The organism is Aeromonas mytilicola subsp. aquatica (genome assembly GCF_044336385.1).
Classification (GTDB): domain Bacteria; phylum Pseudomonadota; class Gammaproteobacteria; order Enterobacterales; family Aeromonadaceae; genus Aeromonas; species Aeromonas rivipollensis.
In genome coordinates this window covers 1572423-1589272 of record NZ_CP172298.1, presented here as the reverse complement: position 1 = coordinate 1589272, position 16850 = coordinate 1572423, and the positions used below count along the sequence as shown (strand labels likewise).

The following is a 16850-nucleotide window of genomic DNA, read 5'->3' as shown; positions in this document are numbered from 1 at the left end:
CTTACCTCACGGAAGACAACAGGGTATCGAAGATGGTCTTGGCGGTATTGACTATCTGGGCCGAGGCCGCATAGGACTGCTGGAAGCGGATGAGGTTGGCCGCTTCCTCCTCCAGGTTGACCCCGGAGACGCTCTCGAAGATGGCGGTGCTCTGGGTCAGCTTGGCCTCATTGGCCTGCAGCAGCGTCTTGGCCTGGCTGGCCTTGTTGCCCACCCCGGTCACCAGGGCGCTGTAGGCGTCGTTGAAGGTCATCTTGTCGTTGCTGGTGGCGGCGTTGTTGTTCTTGCGCACCAGCTCCTTGTTCTGCAGCTCCGCCAGCGCCAGCCCGTTGCCGTTGTCGGCAAAGCCATCCTTGTTGTAGCTCAGGGTGAAGCTGTCGTTTGCCTCCACCTTGCCGGTGATGCTGAAGTCGTAGCCCGGGGTCAGGGCCGGCACTATGGGCGTCCCCAGCGGCATCTCGAGGGCGGACATCAGGTTCTGCCCCTTGCTGGAGGCAGGAGCCACCCCGAGCAGATTGTTGTTCTTGTCATAGACCTCGTAGTTGCCGCTGCCGTCGATCTTGATGACCTGGGGAGCGTTCGGGTCCAGGGTGTTGGCACCAAAGCCAGACCCCGTGCCTGTGTTGTAGACACTGTTCACCTTGATCTCGCCCGAGCCCAGGTTCTGGGAATTCTTGTCCGCCTTGATGGGGGATGCCAGCGCAATGTCTTCCGGCCTGGTGGCGGCCTGCTCCATGCCGGCGGCGGCGTGCTTGGTGGGTTGCAGCACTATCTTGTCGCCCCCGACCGGGGTGCCGGACAGGTCGATCTCGATGCCGTGCCCCGCCACCTCGAACTTGGCGGGGGGTGTGGTGCCGGTCGCCACCGAGGTCCGCTGGCCGGAGCCGTCGATGGAGAAGACCTCATAACCGGTGGCGCTGTTGAACTGCACTTCGTAATCGAAGGTGGTCACTTCTGAGCCCTTGCCGGGCACGAAGTTGACGCTGGCCGCCCCGTTGCCCTGGTTGCCGGCATAGGGGAGCCCCTGACTCCCCTTGAGGGAGAAGAGATCCCCCCCCAGCTCGTTGTCCAGATCCATGCCGAGGCGGTTCTGCTGGTTCATGGCATCGGCCATGGCGGCCGCCAGTTGCCCCAGCTCCCGCTTGGCGGGCTCCAGATCGTTGCGCGCCGTGAAGAGGCCGCCGATGGCGCCCCCCAGATCCTTGTCATTGATGTTGGCCTGGTTGGCCCCCAGGGTGAGTTGCAGCCTCGCATCCCGGGAGTCCGGGCTGCCCGGCACCACCTTTAACTGGGCCACGCCGCCGTCCAGCACCAGGGAGTGTCCCGTGCTCATGTTGACCAGCATGCTGCCGTTGGGCTGGGTCACTGTGCGGACTTCCATCTTCTCGGAGAGCTGGCGGATCGCCTCGTCACGCTGATCGAACAGCATCAGGTTCTCCTCCGGCGAGCCCTGGGTGCGGACTATGGCCTGGTTCAGATCGTTGATGCTGTTCAGCAGGCTGTTCACCCTGTCCGTCTCGTCCCCTATGGTGGAGTTGATGGTGTCGCTCTGCTTGTCGAGCTGGGCGGAGAGGGTGTGGAAGCGATCAACCATGCCGCTGAGCTCGCTCAGGGTGGTCTTGCGCCCGCCCACTTCCGCCGGCGATTCGTTGGCGGTGTGGAAGGCCTTGAAGTAGGAGGTGATGGTGGTGCCCACGCTGTTGCTGGCGTCCCCCAGCAGGCTGTCGAGCTGGAACAGCTGATCGTAGCGCGAGCCTGCGGCATGGTAGGCGGAGGTATCGCGGCGCACCTCAGCCTGGGCGTAGGCGTTGATGACCCGCTCGCTCACCATGTCGCCCGTGCCCAATCCGACGGAATTGGTGTAGATCAGGGTGCGTTCACGTACATAGCCCTGGCTGTTGACGTTCACTATGTTGTTACTGGTGGTCTGCAGCAGTCGCTGCTGGGCCAATACACCCGAAGTCCCGATTCCAAGCAGATCGCTTGCCATAGCTTACAGCTCCATCTCTGTGTTCCTGGTCGCAGCGTTGCCGGGCATCGAGTAGCCGGCGATGGCATCACTGCGCAACACTTGTTTAAGTTTGCTGGCGTACTGGGGATCGGTGGCATAACCGGCCTGCTGCAGCGCCTCGAAGTAGCGATCCGGGCTGTCCACCTTGGCCAGCGCCCCCTTGTAGCGGGTCCCCGAGGTCAGGAAGTCCACATAGTCATTGAAGCTCTCTTCAAACGACTCGTAGGAGCGAAACGCCGCCTTCTGGCGTGACGCCACCCCTTGCTCGTACTCCAGGGTGCTCACCACGGCCTTGGGCCCTTCCCAACGGGGATCGGCCTTGATGCCGAACAGGTTGTGGCTCATCTGCCCTTCCCCATCCTTGATCACCCGCTTGCCCCAGCCGCTCTCAAGGGCTGCCTGGGCCACCAGTACCGCCGGGCTCAGTCCCAGCTTGTCCGCCGCCTTCTTGGCCAGCGGCATCAGGCGCTCGACGAACTCCTCCGGACTGTCGAACACCTTGGCGCTCTCATCCAGGGCCGAGGCCCGCGGGCTGCTGCCCATGGGAGGCACGGTGCGATGGGGGCGTCTGGGCAGGTTCAACGGAGACTCGGCCCCATTCAGCTCACCCTTCATTTCATTATCAGCAAAATCTTTGCCAACTTTGGAGGCAGCGATCAGATCGTTGGAGGCGCTGGGAGCTTCATAGGGTTTGTAGACCCGCTCGGTGCGCTGGGGCAGCTTGAGAACCCGGCCGTCGTTATGGGTGAAGGTCTTCTCGGGAGAGAACTGCTTGGCCACCATCTCGGCGATGCCAAGACCCCCCTTGCTCGACATATCGGAGACCCGCTGCTCGTCCAGCATCCCCTCGTAGAACTGGGTGTAGCTGCTGTTCATCGGGTTGTCTTCAGTCAGCACCGAGTTGGCCTGGCGCATCCCCTTGAACAGGGTCTGGGTGAAGATGGACTCGAACTGGCGGGCCGCCGCCATCAGTGCCTCTTGCTTCCCTTCCTTGCTGTGGCTCATCTGGCGCAGCTTGTCCAGGTTCTGAACGTCCTGCACCATGCCAAGATTGATACCACTCTGGGTGTCGAACTCTGCCATAACCTTCCTCTTTGCCGCCCGTGGCAACCTCTTGCCGCTCAAGAAATGACTGTATTACCTATTGGCTCTCTGGGCTGGCTGCTGCGCCGCCAACCCAGAGACTCGCCGGGACAGCCTGTTACAAGATGACCAGCTGTCCCTGAATGGCGCCCGCCTGCTGAAGGGCCTCCAGGATAGCCATCAGATCCCCCGGGGCTATCCCCACCTGATTCACCGCCCGCACCAGATCGTCCAGGGTCGCCCCCGTGTCGAGCTTGAACATACGCCCCGGATCCTGCTGCACGTTGATGGTGGAGTTGTTGGTGACCGCCGTCTCGCCCCCCGCCAGCGGATTGGGCTGGGAGACCTGCTGGTTCTCGGCTATGGTGACCGTCAGGCCTCCATGGCTGATGGCGGCGGGCCGCAGCTTGACCTCGCTGCCGATGACTATGGTGCCGGTGCGCGAGTTGACGATGATCTTGGCAGACTCGGTGGCCGGATCCACTTCCAGGTTTTCGATGGTCGCGAGGTAGGCGACCCGCTGGCTCGGATCCCGCGGGGCAAACACCTTGATGGAGGTGGCGTCCAGGGCCTGGGCCGTATTGGGACCCACCAGATCGTTGACCACGTCGGCTACCCGGCGGGCTGTGGTGAAGTCGGGCCGGTTCAGGTTGAAGGTGATGGTGTCCCCCTGGGAGAAGGAGTTCGGCACTTCACGCTCCACTGTCGCCCCGTTGGCGATGCGCCCCACTGTCGGGGTATTGACCACTACCTTGGAGCCATCTGCCCCCTCGGCCCCGAGACCACCGACCACCAGGCTGCCCTGGGCCACCGCATAGACGCGGCCGTCCAGCCCCTTGAGGAAGGTCTGGAGCAGGGTGCCGCCCCGCAGACTCTTCGCCTCGCCGATGGCGGAGACGGTGACGTCTATGGTCTGGCCCGGCTTGGAGAAGGGGGGCAGATCGGCGTGAATGGCCACGGGCGCCACGTCCTTGATCTTGGGCTTGATGTTGTCCGGCACCTTGATGCCGAAATTGTTGAGCATGGTCCTGAAGGTCTGCTCGGTGAAGGCGTTGTTCTTCTCGCCCGTGCCGGGCAGGCCCACCACCAGACCGTAGCCGATCAACTGGTTGCTACGCACCCCTTCCACCGAGCTGAGATCCTTGATGCGGGAGGCGTGCGCCAGCCCAAGCGGCAAGATACAGCACAGCAGGCCGAGCAAACGGAGTCGGTTCATGACATCTCCTAACTAAACCATTCCGGCTTCGGGTCGCCACTGACGATCCGGAGCCCGAGTATTAAATGGGCCACCAGGGACCGTTGAAGAAGCTGGTCAGCCACCCCTGTTCCTGGGTGTTGGCCAGATCGCCGGTGCCGCCGTAATGGATGCGCGCATTGGCGACCCGCTGGGACGAGACGCTGTTCTCCGAACTCACGTCCTCCGGGCGCACCAGGCCGGTGATGCGGATGTATTCGTTGCCGTTGTTGAGCATGATCCACTTCTCGCCGCGCACCAGCAGGTTGCCGTTCGGCAATACCTTAATCACGCTGACCGAGATGTTGCCCTGCAGGCTGTTGCTCTGATCCGCCTTGGCCTGGCCCTTGAACGCGCTGCTCTGGCCGATGGAAGCCGACAGATCATAGGCGCCTGCCGTCACCGGCACCCCGCCCAGAGTGACGGGTTCCAGCTCCATCTTGTTGTCCTTGCCGCTCTGGGTATTGGCCTTCTTCGACGCCGAGGTCGATTCCGCCAGCTCTATGGTGATGATGTCACCCACTCTATGGGCCTTGATGTCCGAGTAGATGCCGTTGACCTGTTCGGGCTGGAAGATGGCCCCGGTCGGGCGCACCGACACCGGCTCCGACTCGCCATACACGGGGGCGAATTCGGGGTCGTCGGGTCTGGCGGTATTGGGGGTGCTGGTACAGCCTGCCAGTGTCAGCAGGCCCAGCATCCATAGGGCTTTCATCATGGGCCTCCGCTTATGTTTCAGGATTAGGTGCGCTGGGTCAGGAAGGACATCATCGAGTCTACTGCCGAGATGACCTTGGAGTTCATCTCATAGACGCGCTGGGCCTGAATGAGGTTCACCAGCTCCTCGGTCACGTTGACGTTGGAGGTCTCCAGCATCCCCTGCTTGACGACCCCCAGGCCGTCCGCACCGGCTGTGCCCTGGATGGGGGCGCCGCTCGACTGGGTCTCGAGGAACAAGTTCTCCCCCATGGGTTGCAGGCCGGTCGGGTTGACGAAGTCGGTGGTGTTGATCTGGCCCACCACCTGTGACTGACCATCCCCTTTGAGCTGGACGGACACCTGACCATCCTCCCCCACTGTCACGCTCTGGGCGTTCTCGGGGATCTGGATCTCCGGCTGCAGCGGGTAGCCGTTGCCCGGGGTGACTATGGTGCCCTCGTCATTGAGGGTGAACTGGCCGTTGCGGGTGTAGGCCGCGCTGCCGTCCGGCAGCTGGATCTCGAAGTAGCCGCGGCCGCTTATCATCAGATCCAGGGAGTTGTCCGTGGTCTGGACGTTGCCCTGGCTGTGGTTTTTCTGAGTGGCGACCACCTTGGCCCCCGCCCCCAGCATCAGGCCGGAGGGCAGCTCGGTATCCGCCGAAGAGCGACCACCTGGCTGGTTGATGTTCTGATAGAGCAGATCCTCGAAGATGGCGCGGGCCTTCTTGTAACCCACTGTGCTGGCGTTCGCCAGGTTGTTCGAGGTGACCGAGATGTTGGTCTGCTGGGCATCGAGGCCGGTCTTGCTGATCCAGAGTGCAGGATTCATTTCATCTTCCTTAATTAGCGGATCTAGGGTGCAGGGTCATGTCATCTTTTGATGTGCGAATCCAGAGTGCAGAGTTCATGTCATGCTCCTTGATTAGCTGATACGCAGCAGCTGGGTTTGTGCCTCGTCATTCTCCTCGGCGGTCTTCATTATCTTGACCTGAGTTTCGAACTGACGTTGCAAGCGAATAAGGTTGGTCATTTCGTCGACCACGTTGACGTTGCTTCCCTCGAGGGAGCCGGCGATCAGGCCCACCTCGGCAGAGGCTGCCTCCTTCTGGCCATCCTTGCGACGAAACAGGCCATCCTGGCCCTTCTCCACCGCATCGCTCGGCGGATTGACCAGCTTGATGCGCTGGAAATCCTCCGGCAGGTTGGCGGCGGCACCCTCGGGACGGCCGCTGATGGTGCCATCCCGGTTGATCTCGATCTTCTCCATGGGCAGCGGCAGCACTATGGGCTGACCGGCGTCATCCACCACGTTGAGCCCGGTGGAGGTCTGCAGATTGCCGGTAGCATTGAGCTGCAGATTGCCCATGCGGGTATAGGCCTCTGCCCCATTGGGATCCTGCACCGCAATCCAGCCCTGACCGTCGACGGCGACGTCAAGATCCCGCCCCGTGGTCTGCAGCAGGCCGTGCTGCAGATTCTGACCCGGCCGCTCCGTCATGGCGAACACCCGCGTGGGCAGTCCTTCGCCAAACGCCTGCATGCTGCGCGCCTGCTCGAAGTCAGACTTGAAGCCGATGGTGTTGGCGTTGGCCAGGTTGTTGCCACGCACAGCCAGGCTGTTCATGTTCTCCTTGGCCCCGGACATGGCGATATAAAGCAGGTGATCCATGGGATCCTCCGTCAAACAGATGACTCTCGCAGGACAACTGCAAATTGAGTGCCAAGAGGAATGGGAAGGGCGAAACAGCGGAGGAAAAAGCGCCGCATCGGAAACGACAAGGGGCGCATGAGCGCCCCTTGTCACCGCGAAAAACCTTAGCGGATCTGCAGTATGTTCTGCTGCAGTGAGCTGTTCACTTCCAGCGAACGGGAGTTCGCCTGGAAGTTGCGCTGGGCGGTGATGAGGTCCACCAGCTCAGTGGTCAGATCCACGTTGGACTGCTCCAGAGCAGACGACTTGATGGAGCCGAAGGTGCCGGAGTTCGGGGTGCCCGGCAGGGCATCACCGGAGAGCAGGGACTGGCGCCAGGAGGTGTCCCCCACCTGGGTCAGCCCCTGGGAGTTGGCGAACTTGGCCATGGCCACCATGGCCACCTTGACGGTGGTGGCGTTGCTGTAGGTCGCCGAGACTATGCCGTCAGCTGTGATTTCGACCTTGGTCAACCGGCCGACGGTGGAGCCATCCTGGGTCAATTTGTTGACTTCGAACGGCGAGGCATACTGAGTCACTGTGCCGAGCTTCAGCTCTATATCCTGGGTGCCATCGGCACCATTGGTGATGATGCCGGCGCCCGGGGTGCCCAGCGGCTCTGTCTTGATGACGGCCGGCGTGGTGGGGGTCTGCATCTTGCCGGAGGCATCGAAGGTGACGCGGGCACTCAAGGGGGCCTGGGTGACGCCGGTGGCCATGGTGGTAGCTTGCCCGCCCACGACGTCGATGGGCTTGTCCCCTTCATACATGTACATGCGCCAGGCCGTCGGGCTCGCAGGCTGGGTCAGGTTCGCGGGATCCGCCTCCTTGACGAAGTACTGGGTGATGGTGTGCGGCTCCCCCAGGGAGTCGTAGACCACCACAGAGGTGGAGGAGGAGTAGGTGCTCGAATCCTTGGGATCGAACTTGGAGGCATCGGCGGCACCGTTGCCTGCCGCCAGCGGCGAGGCGGTGGACGGCAGGTTGAAGCTGGCCTCTATCTTCGAGGTCTGGACCGGCTCACCGGCTCTGTCCGGGATCTGGATGGGCTTGGTCGCATTGATGCTCACCGCCTTGGGGGTGCCATCGGCGTTGATCTCGTACCCCTGCAGGTAACCGCCGGAGTTGCTGACCATGTAGCTGCTCTCGTTGAGCTTGAAGGCGCCGGAGCGGGTGTAGCTGCGATCCAGGTTGGTCAGGCCATCGGAAGTCACGAAGAAGCCGTTGCCCTGGATGGCGAGATCCAGCGCGTTGTTGGTGAATTGCAGCGCCCCCTGATGGAACTGCTGCGCCACAGCCCCCGTCGCCACCCCGTTGCCGACCTGGGTCTTGGCGTTGACGAAGATGGAGTTGGCGTAGACGTCGGCGAACTCGGCGCGGGACTCCTTGAAGCCGGTGGTGTTGACGTTGGCAATGTTGTTCGCGGTGACGTTCAGGTCTTTTTGAGCCGCATTGATGCCGCTGAGGGCATTGTTGAATGACATGTCTTTCTCCTTAGATCACTGCGTTAGGGGTCGGCGTCGGTGTCGCAGTCGACTTGCCGGTCGTCCCGCCAATTTCCAATACGTCGGTCAGATAGATGCCACCCAGTCCCTTGAGCTTGAGGGTGCTGGGGTTGGTGCTGGTACCCAGGGTGACGCTCTCCACCTTGGCATAGGTCAGGGCCGGCACGCTCTCGGACTTGCCATTGACGGTGGCGTGCGCCTCTATCGAATACTTGCCGCTCTTGGCCAGGTTGCCGTCCTTGTCCTTGCCATCCCACTCGAAGGCCACGTTCCCCTTCTGGTCCCCTTCGATGGAGAACTCCTTGATCACCTGACCGCTCTCGTCCTTCACCGTCACCTTGACGTTGCTGCCACCGTCCCCGGTGGCGATGACGCCGGAGAGGGTGCTCCCCTTCTCCAGATAACCGGTGTTGGAGGGTATGAGCACGTTCTGACCCACCAGGGCCGAAGCCTGCAGCGCCTGGCTGGAGGTCATCAGGCTGTTGAGGCTCTCCATCTGGGTGGAGAGGCTGCTGATCCCCTGGGACGTCGACATCGAGGTCATCTGGGAGAGCATCTGAGCGTTATCCACCGGCTTGAAGGGATCCTGGTAGGAGAGCTGCATGGTCAGCAGCTTCAGGAAAGACTCCTGATCCAGCTCCTTCTTCTGGGTCGGGGTGTTGGTGGTATTGGTCTGGGCGGACGACGTCCGGTTGACCCCCAGCAGGCTGTCATAGGTATCTGCCACTTATGATCCCCCCTCTGTCCGGGTTTGCCGGGCGCCGTTCAGGTCGAACCCATGGTCGCGGTCATGCAGACCGTCACTGATCTCTCTCATCCGGGTTCACCTCTATCAGGACTTGCCGAGGCCGAGCGTCTGCTGCAGCATCTTCTTGGCCGCATCCGCCACCTGGACGTTGGTCTGGTAACTGCGGGAGGCGGCTATCATGTCCGCCATCTCCTCCACCATGTTGACGTTGGGCTTGAAGATGAAGCCATCCTTGTCCGCCATGGGGTGGTTCGGGTTGTACTCCTTGAGCAGCGGTGCATCGCTCTCGACTATGCCCTTCACATCCACCCCTACCGAAGCCTGCTTGTCTGACATGGCCTGATCCAGCTGGGCGGCAAAGACTGGCCGCCTGGCATGGTAAGTTTTTTCCACGCTGGAGCTGACGCTGTCGGCGTTGGCCATGTTGCTGGCCACCGTATTGAGACGGACGGACTGCGCGCTCATGGCAGAGCCTGCAATGTCAAAGACCTTGAACAAACTCATTACTGATCTCCTTTCAACGCCTTGAGCAGGCCGCTTATCTTGCCATTCATGAATTCGAGGGAGGCCTGGTACTCGAGGCTGTTGCGCAGAAACTCGCTGCGCTCCTGCTGCACATCCACCGTATTGCCGTCACCTGTATCCGGTTGCAGGGGGTTGCGATACTGGGTCGACCCGGGGGCATCCATCTGCAAGGCGAAATGCTTCTCGCTGGTGGTGGACAGCCCGAACCCTTGCTGGCTCTGGGCATCCTGCAACGCCTGGGAGAAGTTGATGTCACGGGCCTTGAAGCCCGGCGTATCCGCGTTGGCGATGTTGCTCGATAACACCTCCGCACGCTTGGCGCGAACGCTCAGCGTGTACTGGTGAACACCGAATGCCTTGTCGAATGAAATTGCCATAGCGCACCTCCTGCTTCACGAATGTTTAGCAAGAGGTGTGCCAAAGAGGGACGAGGGGGGAGTTATTTGACCTTGTAGACGATGCCGGGGTTGCAGCGGATCATCTCGAACTTGTCGGTGAGGCCCGCCAGGGACTCCGAGGCCCCCAGCATCAGATAGCCGCCAGGATTGAGGCTGCTGGCGAACTGGTTGAGGATCTTGGACTTCACCTCTGGCGCAAAGTAGATGAGCACGTTGCGGCAGAAGATGATGTCAAACTTGCCGAGCAGGCTGTAGCTCTCCAGCAGGTTCAGGGGCCGGAAGCTGGTCAATTTTCTGACACGCTCCGATACCCGCATCTTGTTGTCGCCGCAGGGCTCAAAGAACAGCCGCTTGCGCTCGGGTGACAGGCCGCGAGCCAGTGCCAGGCTGTCGTAGACCCCTTCCTTGCACTGGTTGAGCATGGTACTGGAGATGTCGGTCCCCACTATCTGCACCCCGCCCGGCAAGGTGCCGGGACGTTTGACCTGCTGCTCCAGCGCCGTCATGGCGATGGAGTAAGGCTCCTGCCCGGAGGAGGAGGCCGCAGACCAGATCTTGATGGGACGACCACTCTTGCCGAGCTCGGGGAAAATCTTGTCACTCAGCAGCTGGAACGGGTAGGTATCGCGAAACCACAGGGTTTCATTGGTGGTCATGGCATCGACCACGGCCATCTTGAGCTCCCGTTCACGCACGTTCATCGCCCGGGTCACCAGTTCAGACAGACTCTCGATACCAAACTGAGTCATCAAGGGCGACAGACGGCTCTTGACCAGATACTGTTTGTTGTCACCCAGCACTATGCCGCTCTGCTGCGCCAGAAAATTGCTGAATTGCCTGTATAAGTCGTCCGAAAGTGTCTTCATGCAGTTGTTCTTCTTTATTAGAGAGCGCCTTGTACGGCCTTGGCCAATTCATCAGGCTGGAATTTGGCAATGAAGTTGTTCGCGCCAACTTTCTGCACCATGGCCTGATTGAACACCCCACTGAGGGATGTGTGCAGGATAACATGCAAATCCTTGAGGTTGGGATTGTTGCGGATCTCGGCGGTGAAGGTGTAGCCATCCATCTCCGGCATCTCGATGTCGGAGATGACCAGGGCAATCTGATCGAGGATGGGGCCCTGCTTGGCCATCTCCAGCAGCATGTTGAGGGCCTCCCGTCCATCCTTGGCCAGCACGCACTGCACCCCTATGGCCTCCAGCGCCCGCTGTACCTGCTTGCGCGCCACCGAAGAGTCGTCGGCGACCAGCACAGGACGGCCGTGGGGATTGCGCTCCACGCTGGCTTCCACCAGCTCGGCACTCACCTCGGTGGAGACCGGCGAGATCTCGTTGAGAATGCGCTCCACATCCAGGATCTCCACCAACTCGCCATCCACCTCGGTCACCGCCGTCATGTAGTTGATGCGACCGGCGCCCTTGGGGGGCGGCAGTATGGACTCCCAGTTCATGTTGATGATGCGCTCGACCGAATGGACCAGGAATCCCTGAACGGATCTGTTGTATTCGGAGATGATGATGAAGCACTTGGAGATGTCCTGGATGGGGCGCTTGCCCATCGCCATGCTGAGATCGATCACCGAGATGGTCTGGCCGCGAATGTGCGCCACACCGCGAATGCAGGAGTTGAGCTTGGGCATGACGGTCAAGGGAGGGCACTGCAGCACCTCACGTACCTTGAATACGTTGATGCCAAATCTTTGACGTCCGTTGAGACGAAACAGCAGCAGCTCCAACCGGTTTTGTCCCACCAGCTGGGTCCGTTGGTTGACCGAGTCCAGAATACTCGCCATAAACACTCCCTAAAAAACGCTTGGCACTGATCGTGCATGTTGTGTGTGCATGCACATTGGCTTGCATCAGACTATCGATGTCTCGACAACCGAAATCTGCAGCAAGCATAGTTAACTGCGATGGTGTACGTGAACAACTTATCGACCGGTAAGCAAAAATGATTAATAGACTTTTCCTCATCTTACTGCCGTTTTGCAGCCTCTCTCACGCCATGGCATCCGAGGTGACCGACTATCTGCAGGAGCAGGCACAGACGTTCGTCCTCGACCAGCTGGATGTCCCCCTCGATGCCCAGGCCGAGGTGACCGCCGGTACCATAGATGAGCGCCTCCCCCTGAACCACTGCGAAGAGGGGCTGACTATCTCCCTTCCGGCCAAGATGGAGATCCGCCGCAACACCACCGTCTACCTCAAATGCGAGGGAGACAAACCCTGGGATCTCTATCTCCCGGTGCGGGTCAGCATCCAGAAACCCTATGTCACAGTCGCGGCTCCCGTAGCCAAAGGGGACATACTGAGCGAGTCCATGCTGACCCTGGCCTACCAGGATCAGACCCTGATCCGCGGTGACTATCTCACCGACCCGGCCTCCCTTATCGGGGTGCGCAGCAAGCGTGAACTCAAGCCGGGCCAGCCCATCAGGCTCACCCAGGTCTGCGTGGTCTGCAAGGGGGACCAGGTCACCCTGAGTGCGGAAAACAGCAGCATGCAGATCAAAACCATGGCCCGAGCCTTGCAAGATGGCAGCTTCGGAGACATGATCAGGCTCGTCAACATTCGTTCGGGCAGAGCGGTGCAGGGCCAGGTGAGTGCCGTCGGCTCTGTGGTGGTCACATTCTGACTGCTTTATTAATGCAGCAATTTTTTTCTAAAGTTCTGACCGCCGTCACCGATAAACAGGTAAGCGAACAGCAAAGCAGACGAAGGTAAACCGTATGGCTATCAACAATATCAACAACTTGGCAAACAGCCGGTTGCAAAACAGTGGGACCAGTCAAGGTGTAGCCACCAAGTCCGCGACCTCTGCCGAGAGCAATCGCGCGGCGACCGTCAAGACCGACTCTGTCTCCTTGACCAGTGAGGCGCAGCAATTGCAACAGATGCAGAAGACCCTCAACACCGCCTCCACCGGTAACGAGAGCCGCGTCGAAAGCCTGAAGAAGGCCGTGGCAAGTGGTGAATACAAGGTCAACAGCGAAGCCGTGGCCAGGAAGATGTTCAGCTTCGAAGCGGATCTGGACAAACGGCTGGGATGATGGACCTGCCTTCGCTGCTGCACGCCCAGGACGACAACCTCTCCCAGATGCAAGGTTTGCTGGCAGAGGAATTTGACCTGCTCAAGGCACACCGGGCCCTGGCCTTGCCAGCGCTGGCCGAGCGCAAGCAGCAACTGCTTGAGGCCATCGAGACCCTGGACAAGACATTGGCCGAGCTGCCCGATCTGCAGCAACAACTCGGCGCCTTCCCGACCCAGTTGCAGGCCCTGCAAGCCAAGCTGGAAGCCTGTCAGGAGCAGAACAACCTCAACGGTCGGCTGCTCGAGCTCAGCATCATCTCCAATCGCCGCCTGGCGAGCTTTCTCAGCAAGTTGCGAGACAGCAACTCCCTGACCTATGACGCCAAGGGCAATACCCGCTCCGGTACCCGCTCCCTGGGGATCAAGGCCTAATTCTCTCTCCTTCCTTCTCTTGATACCCTGCCGTCAGAGCACCAGTTCCATCAGCCTTGCCCCATCGCGGCAGGCATGAATGCTCATGACGCCATCCTCATACCGGCCATAGCTGGCCGCCCATTCTCCCCTCGGAAAGCAGATGGAACCCGGGTTCACCAGCACCAGTTCCCCTTCCTGCCGCGCTTCTCGTCGCAATACGGGCAGGTGGGTATGGCCGCTGATGAAGAGGCTGCCCGCCGGCAGGGGCACCGCCTCGGGATCATAGAGATGTCCATGGCTGACGAACCAGCGCCGCCCGTCCACCAGCAACTGGTTGTAGGGGGCCGTGATGGGGAAGTGCAGCAGCATCTGATCCACTTCGGAATCGCAGTTGCCCCGCACCGCCATGATCCGGGGGGCCAGCTGGTTGAGCCGCGCCGCCACGGCGGCAGGATCATAACCCGCCGGCACCGGATTGCGCGGGCCGTGGTTGAGCAGATCCCCCAGCAACAGATAGTGATCCGGCTGCCAGGGTGCAAGCTGCGCCAGCACATGCTCCAGGGCAGGCAGGCTGCCGTGCATATCGGAAATGATGGCTATCTTCATCGCGCACTCCTCATGGCTGGCTGAAGTAGAGATCCTTGGTGGCGATGGCCCCCTTCAGGTTGCTGCTCGGCAAGCCGCGCAGGGCGGGGTCCACCAGCCTCATCTGGTTGTAGTGATATACGGGGATGACAGGCATCTCCTCCATCAACAGCTGTTCGGCCTTGCGGTAGAGCCCGGTTCGGGCGGCGCCATCCAGGGTGTCCGCCGCTTGCTGCAACAGGCCGTCAAAGGCCGGATTGCAGTAGCCGCTCTCGTTCTGGGGATCCTGACAGCGGAAACTGCCCAGCATGGACGAGGGCTCCACATAGTCACCAAACAAGAAGGAGCGGGCCAGCATGAAGTCGCCGCTGTCCTTGGCCACCTGATAGGCATTCCACTCCATGTTGTTGAGGCTGACCTCCACCCCCAGCGGCTTCCACATGGCCGCGACCGCCAGGGCCAGCTTCTTGTGGTTCTCCGAGGTGTTGTAGGTCAGGGTCAGCTTGAGGGGATGGGCACTGTTGTAGCCCGCCTCCGTCAGCAGGGCGGCAGCCCTGGCCAGACGGGTCGGCATGTCCTCCAGGGCCAGCGCCGAACCCAGCTCTTCGTAATCCGGCATGCCGGGCAGCAGGGACCAGGCCGGCCGCTCCCCCTGACCGCTCACCTTCTCGGTCAGCAGGCGGCGATCTATGGCCATGGAGAGCGCCTGACGCACCCGCACATCCTGCAGCTCGGGGCGGCGCAGGTTGAAGGTATAGAGGTAGGTGCCCAGCAGCGGCAAACCCCAGATCCGCTCCGGTGTCTCTTCCATGGTCTTCTGGTAATACTCCAGCGCCACCTTGTTGGTGAGCTGGATCTCACCCGCCTCGTAGCGCAACCGCTCCGCGTGCTGGGAAGCCAGGGGCAGATAGGTCACCCGCTGGATCCGGGTGTGGGCATCATCCCAGTACTGAGCGTTGCGCTCGGCTTCGATACGCTCGTTCGGCACCCAATTCACCAGCCGGTAGGGGCCGTTGCTGACCAGCTTGCCAGGCTGGGTCCACTGCTTGCCAAACTGGGTGATGGCCCGCTCGTTGACCGGCACGAAGGGGCGCTGGCTGATGAGCTGCAGGAAGTAGGGTACGGGCCGCTCCAGGGTTACCTTGAGGATCTGATCGCTCTCGGCCTCCACCCCCAGGGCATCGAGATCGAGGGCACCGGCATAGATGGACTGGGCGTTGTTGATGCCGGTCGCCAGCAAGAGACCGGCGGAGGGCGAGGCCTGCGCCGGGCTCAGCAGACGCCGCCAGGCGTAGACGAAATCCCGGGCGGTGAGCGGCTCGCCGTTGGACCACTTGAGCTGCGGACGCAGGAAGAAGCGCCACACCAGGCCATCCTCGCGGGTCTCCCAGCGCTGGGCCTGAGCCGGCACTATCCTGCCCTGCCCATCCTCGCTGACCAGTCCCTCGAACAAGTCCACCAGCACCACCTCCCCCGGGAAACCGGAGCGGATCTGGGCAGGGTCGAGGGACTCGGGTTCGGCGCCGTTGCCCTTGACCAGGGTCTGCCTGTCAGAGAGGGCAGGCTGCTGCACCACTGTGGTCGCCTGCAACGGCGGCGCCAGCATCAGTCCGAGCAGCAAGGGAGAGAGCCAGCGACGGGCTGGCCGGGCGGCGAAACGGTAAAGCATGACATCAACCTCGTTCAATTCACTTTATTTCAAGAAGGGGAAGGCCGGCGGCGCGCCTTAAAACGAATGCATGATGCCGCGCTTGTTATCCCCGAAGACGCCCCGTATTGTATCGGGCTTGCCCGGCAGATGGAGTCTTTCGGGCTATTTTTTTCAGGGGATTTTTCCCAACTATCAGCCACGGATGCGCAAGATCGCCTGAGGGCACCCTCGACTCGCCTCGCATGAAGGTCAGTCAGGCCGCCATGGCGCTCGATGCTGGCATCAGCCCGGCTGATTTTTACCGTTTCAGGGGTCTTTATGGGGTATGAGTGGCTGGCGCTGGCTGCCGCCAGTTTATGGGCAGTCGCGGCCCTGATTTCCGTCAAACCGGCGCGCCATCTGGGGGCCTTTGCCTACAGCCGCTGGCGGATGTTTCTGGTCAGCCTGATGCTGGCCAGCGCCAGCCTGATCACGGGGGGCTGGCAGACCCTCACCGAGAGCGCCCTGCCACTGCTGGCGTTGTCGGGGCTCATCGGCATCTTCGTCGGTGACACCGCCCTGTTCGCCTGCATGAACCGGCTGGGCCCCAGGCGCAGCGGCTTGCTGTTCTCCTGCCATGCGCTCTTCTCCGCCCTGCTCGGGCTCTGGCTGTTCGGGGAACAACTCGGTGGCTGGCGTCTGGTGGGGGCCTTGCTGGTGCTGGCCGGGGTCATGCTCGCCATCCTGTTCGGCCGCCGTGGCAACCCGCAGCAGGCCCAACAGCACAACGAGTGGGAGCAGGTGCGCGGCCACCTCGCCGTCGGCATCGCCCTCGGCCTGACCGCGGCTCTTTGTCAGAGCCTGGGGGCCATCATCGCCAAACCTGTGATGATGGCTGGCAACGTGGACGCGGTAAGTGCCTCCGGCATCCGCATGGGGAGCGCCCTGCTGGCGCACTGTGCCCTGCGGGTGCTGCGGGTGCCGCTCGCCATGCCGCACAACCCCATCAACCGCCAGGTGCTGGGCATGATAGGCATCAACGGTTTCCTGGCGATGGCGCTCGGAATGACGCTCATCCTGGTTGCCCTGCGCCAGGGGGACGTGGGCATGGTGGCCATCCTCTCCTCCACCACCCCGGTCATACTGCTGCCCCTGCTGTGGTGGCACTCAGGGATGCGCCCCGCCCTGCCCGCCTGGGCCGGTGCCCTGCTGGCCACCCTGGGCACGGCCATGGTGTTGGGAGCGGGGTAAGTCGGGGGTTGATGTTGGGCTTAGCTTCGCGCCAACCTACGC

At 61.6% G+C, this 16850-nt stretch carries 18 protein-coding genes; 4 read left to right on the top strand and 14 right to left on the bottom strand.

The window, feature by feature from the left end; all coding sequences use genetic code 11:
• Window position 1: 1 nt before the first annotated feature.
• The 12 genes from flgK to ACFWHB_RS07350 all read right to left on the bottom strand — a co-directional run bounded on the left by flgK (window position 2) and on the right by ACFWHB_RS07350 (window position 11690).
• The gene (flgK, locus tag ACFWHB_RS07405; RefSeq protein ID WP_395949817.1) at window positions 2–1990 is read right to left on the bottom strand and encodes a flagellar hook-associated protein FlgK; all 1989 of its coding nucleotides are present in this window, start codon (window positions 1988–1990) and stop codon (window positions 2–4) included.
• Window positions 1991–1993: 3 nt separating this feature from the next.
• Window positions 1994–3094 carry a flagellar assembly peptidoglycan hydrolase FlgJ gene (flgJ, locus tag ACFWHB_RS07400; protein WP_395949816.1) on the bottom strand — a complete coding sequence of 367 codons (1101 nt, stop codon included), beginning with the start codon at window positions 3092–3094 and terminating at the stop codon, window positions 1994–1996.
• 118 nt (window positions 3095–3212) lie between these two features.
• Complete coding sequence (locus ACFWHB_RS07395; protein WP_111910118.1) at window positions 3213–4310, bottom strand: flagellar basal body P-ring protein FlgI; 1098 nt, start codon at window positions 4308–4310, stop codon at window positions 3213–3215.
• A gap of 61 nt (window positions 4311–4371) precedes the next feature.
• A complete protein-coding gene (gene flgH / locus ACFWHB_RS07390; protein WP_106886360.1) occupies window positions 4372–5043 on the bottom strand; it encodes a flagellar basal body L-ring protein FlgH in 672 nt (223 codons plus the stop codon).
• A 26-nt stretch (window positions 5044–5069) separates the two neighbouring features.
• A complete protein-coding gene (gene flgG / locus ACFWHB_RS07385; RefSeq protein WP_033131136.1) occupies window positions 5070–5858 on the bottom strand; it encodes a flagellar basal-body rod protein FlgG in 789 nt (262 codons plus the stop codon).
• A 93-nt stretch (window positions 5859–5951) separates the two neighbouring features.
• The gene (flgF, locus tag ACFWHB_RS07380) at window positions 5952–6698 is read right to left on the bottom strand and encodes a flagellar basal-body rod protein FlgF (protein WP_111910120.1); all 747 of its coding nucleotides are present in this window, start codon (window positions 6696–6698) and stop codon (window positions 5952–5954) included.
• A 146-nt stretch (window positions 6699–6844) separates the two neighbouring features.
• Window positions 6845–8203, bottom strand: a complete 1359-nt coding sequence (gene flgE, locus ACFWHB_RS07375) for a flagellar hook protein FlgE (protein WP_234569705.1) — start codon at window positions 8201–8203, stop codon at window positions 6845–6847.
• Between the two features lie 10 nt (window positions 8204–8213).
• Entirely contained in the window at window positions 8214–8951 is a 738-nt protein-coding gene (locus ACFWHB_RS07370; protein ID WP_106886357.1) for a flagellar hook assembly protein FlgD, read from the bottom strand.
• Between the two features lie 105 nt (window positions 8952–9056).
• Entirely contained in the window at window positions 9057–9476 is a 420-nt protein-coding gene (flgC, locus tag ACFWHB_RS07365) for a flagellar basal body rod protein FlgC (protein WP_005329775.1), read from the bottom strand.
• Entirely contained in the window at window positions 9476–9874 is a 399-nt protein-coding gene (gene flgB, locus ACFWHB_RS07360; protein WP_005329774.1) for a flagellar basal body rod protein FlgB, read from the bottom strand. The genes flgC and flgB overlap by 1 nt, the downstream gene beginning before the upstream one ends.
• Window positions 9875–9936: 62 nt before the next feature.
• Window positions 9937–10761 carry a CheR family methyltransferase gene (locus ACFWHB_RS07355; RefSeq protein ID WP_005329773.1) on the bottom strand — a complete coding sequence of 275 codons (825 nt, stop codon included), beginning with the start codon at window positions 10759–10761 and terminating at the stop codon, window positions 9937–9939.
• 17 nt (window positions 10762–10778) lie between these two features.
• Entirely contained in the window at window positions 10779–11690 is a 912-nt protein-coding gene (locus ACFWHB_RS07350; protein WP_025327540.1) for a chemotaxis protein CheV, read from the bottom strand.
• 236 nt (window positions 11691–11926) lie between these two features.
• Between ACFWHB_RS07350 and flgA the strand changes: the two genes are divergently transcribed.
• The 3 genes from flgA to ACFWHB_RS07335 all read left to right on the top strand — a co-directional run bounded on the left by flgA (window position 11927) and on the right by ACFWHB_RS07335 (window position 13360).
• Window positions 11927–12532 carry a flagellar basal body P-ring formation chaperone FlgA gene (gene flgA / locus ACFWHB_RS07345; RefSeq protein ID WP_316044153.1) on the top strand — a complete coding sequence of 202 codons (606 nt, stop codon included), beginning with the start codon at window positions 11927–11929 and terminating at the stop codon, window positions 12530–12532.
• 94 nt (window positions 12533–12626) lie between these two features.
• Window positions 12627–12947 (top strand): flagellar biosynthesis anti-sigma factor FlgM, encoded by a 321-nt coding sequence (flgM, locus tag ACFWHB_RS07340; RefSeq protein WP_025327542.1) that lies wholly within the window; start codon window positions 12627–12629, stop codon window positions 12945–12947.
• Window positions 12944–13360, top strand: coding sequence for a flagella synthesis protein FlgN (locus ACFWHB_RS07335; RefSeq protein WP_163149750.1), 417 nt, complete (start codon window positions 12944–12946; stop codon window positions 13358–13360). Before flgM ends, ACFWHB_RS07335 begins: the two co-directional genes overlap by 4 nt.
• Before the next feature lie 33 nt (window positions 13361–13393).
• On the opposite strand, the gene yfcE is transcribed toward ACFWHB_RS07335, so the two are convergent.
• Both yfcE and ACFWHB_RS07325 read right to left on the bottom strand, forming a co-directional pair.
• Window positions 13394–13948, bottom strand: coding sequence for a phosphodiesterase (gene yfcE, locus ACFWHB_RS07330; RefSeq protein ID WP_395949815.1), 555 nt, complete (start codon window positions 13946–13948; stop codon window positions 13394–13396).
• Window positions 13949–13958: 10 nt separating this feature from the next.
• A complete protein-coding gene (locus tag ACFWHB_RS07325; RefSeq protein ID WP_395949814.1) occupies window positions 13959–15596 on the bottom strand; it encodes a peptide ABC transporter substrate-binding protein in 1638 nt (545 codons plus the stop codon).
• 300 nt (window positions 15597–15896) lie between these two features.
• Between ACFWHB_RS07325 and ACFWHB_RS07320 the strand changes: the two genes are divergently transcribed.
• Window positions 15897–16808: a DMT family transporter gene (locus ACFWHB_RS07320; RefSeq protein ID WP_163153919.1), complete on the top strand. Its 912-nt coding sequence runs from the start codon at window positions 15897–15899 to the stop codon at window positions 16806–16808.
• Window positions 16809–16850: the final 42 nt, after the last annotated feature.

Bases quoted from the DNA above. Each gene is read 5' to 3' on its own strand.
- flgC (WP_005329775.1), bottom strand. From the start codon at position 9,476: ATGAGTTTGTTCAAGGTCTTTGACATTGCAGGCTCTGCCATGAGCGCG.
- flgF (WP_111910120.1), bottom strand. From the start codon at position 6,698: ATGGATCACCTGCTTTATATCGCCATGTCCGGGGCCAAGGAGAACATG.
- ACFWHB_RS07350 (WP_025327540.1), bottom strand. From the start codon at position 11,690: ATGGCGAGTATTCTGGACTCGGTCAACCAACGGACCCAGCTGGTGGGA.
- ACFWHB_RS07395 (WP_111910118.1), bottom strand. From the start codon at position 4,310: ATGAACCGACTCCGTTTGCTCGGCCTGCTGTGCTGTATCTTGCCGCTT.
- ACFWHB_RS07325 (WP_395949814.1), bottom strand. From the start codon at position 15,596: ATGCTTTACCGTTTCGCCGCCCGGCCAGCCCGTCGCTGGCTCTCTCCC.
- ACFWHB_RS07320 (WP_163153919.1), top strand. From the start codon at position 15,897: ATGGGGTATGAGTGGCTGGCGCTGGCTGCCGCCAGTTTATGGGCAGTC.
- ACFWHB_RS07355 (WP_005329773.1), bottom strand. From the start codon at position 10,761: ATGAAGACACTTTCGGACGACTTATACAGGCAATTCAGCAATTTTCTG.
- flgK (WP_395949817.1), bottom strand. From the start codon at position 1,990: ATGGCAAGCGATCTGCTTGGAATCGGGACTTCGGGTGTATTGGCCCAG.
- flgH (WP_106886360.1), bottom strand. From the start codon at position 5,043: ATGAAAGCCCTATGGATGCTGGGCCTGCTGACACTGGCAGGCTGTACC.
- flgB (WP_005329774.1), bottom strand. From the start codon at position 9,874: ATGGCAATTTCATTCGACAAGGCATTCGGTGTTCACCAGTACACGCTG.
- flgJ (WP_395949816.1), bottom strand. From the start codon at position 3,094: ATGGCAGAGTTCGACACCCAGAGTGGTATCAATCTTGGCATGGTGCAG.
- flgG (WP_033131136.1), bottom strand. From the start codon at position 5,858: ATGAATCCTGCACTCTGGATCAGCAAGACCGGCCTCGATGCCCAGCAG.
- yfcE (WP_395949815.1), bottom strand. From the start codon at position 13,948: ATGAAGATAGCCATCATTTCCGATATGCACGGCAGCCTGCCTGCCCTG.
- flgE (WP_234569705.1), bottom strand. From the start codon at position 8,203: ATGTCATTCAACAATGCCCTCAGCGGCATCAATGCGGCTCAAAAAGAC.
- ACFWHB_RS07335 (WP_163149750.1), top strand. From the start codon at position 12,944: ATGATGGACCTGCCTTCGCTGCTGCACGCCCAGGACGACAACCTCTCC.
- flgM (WP_025327542.1), top strand. From the start codon at position 12,627: ATGGCTATCAACAATATCAACAACTTGGCAAACAGCCGGTTGCAAAAC.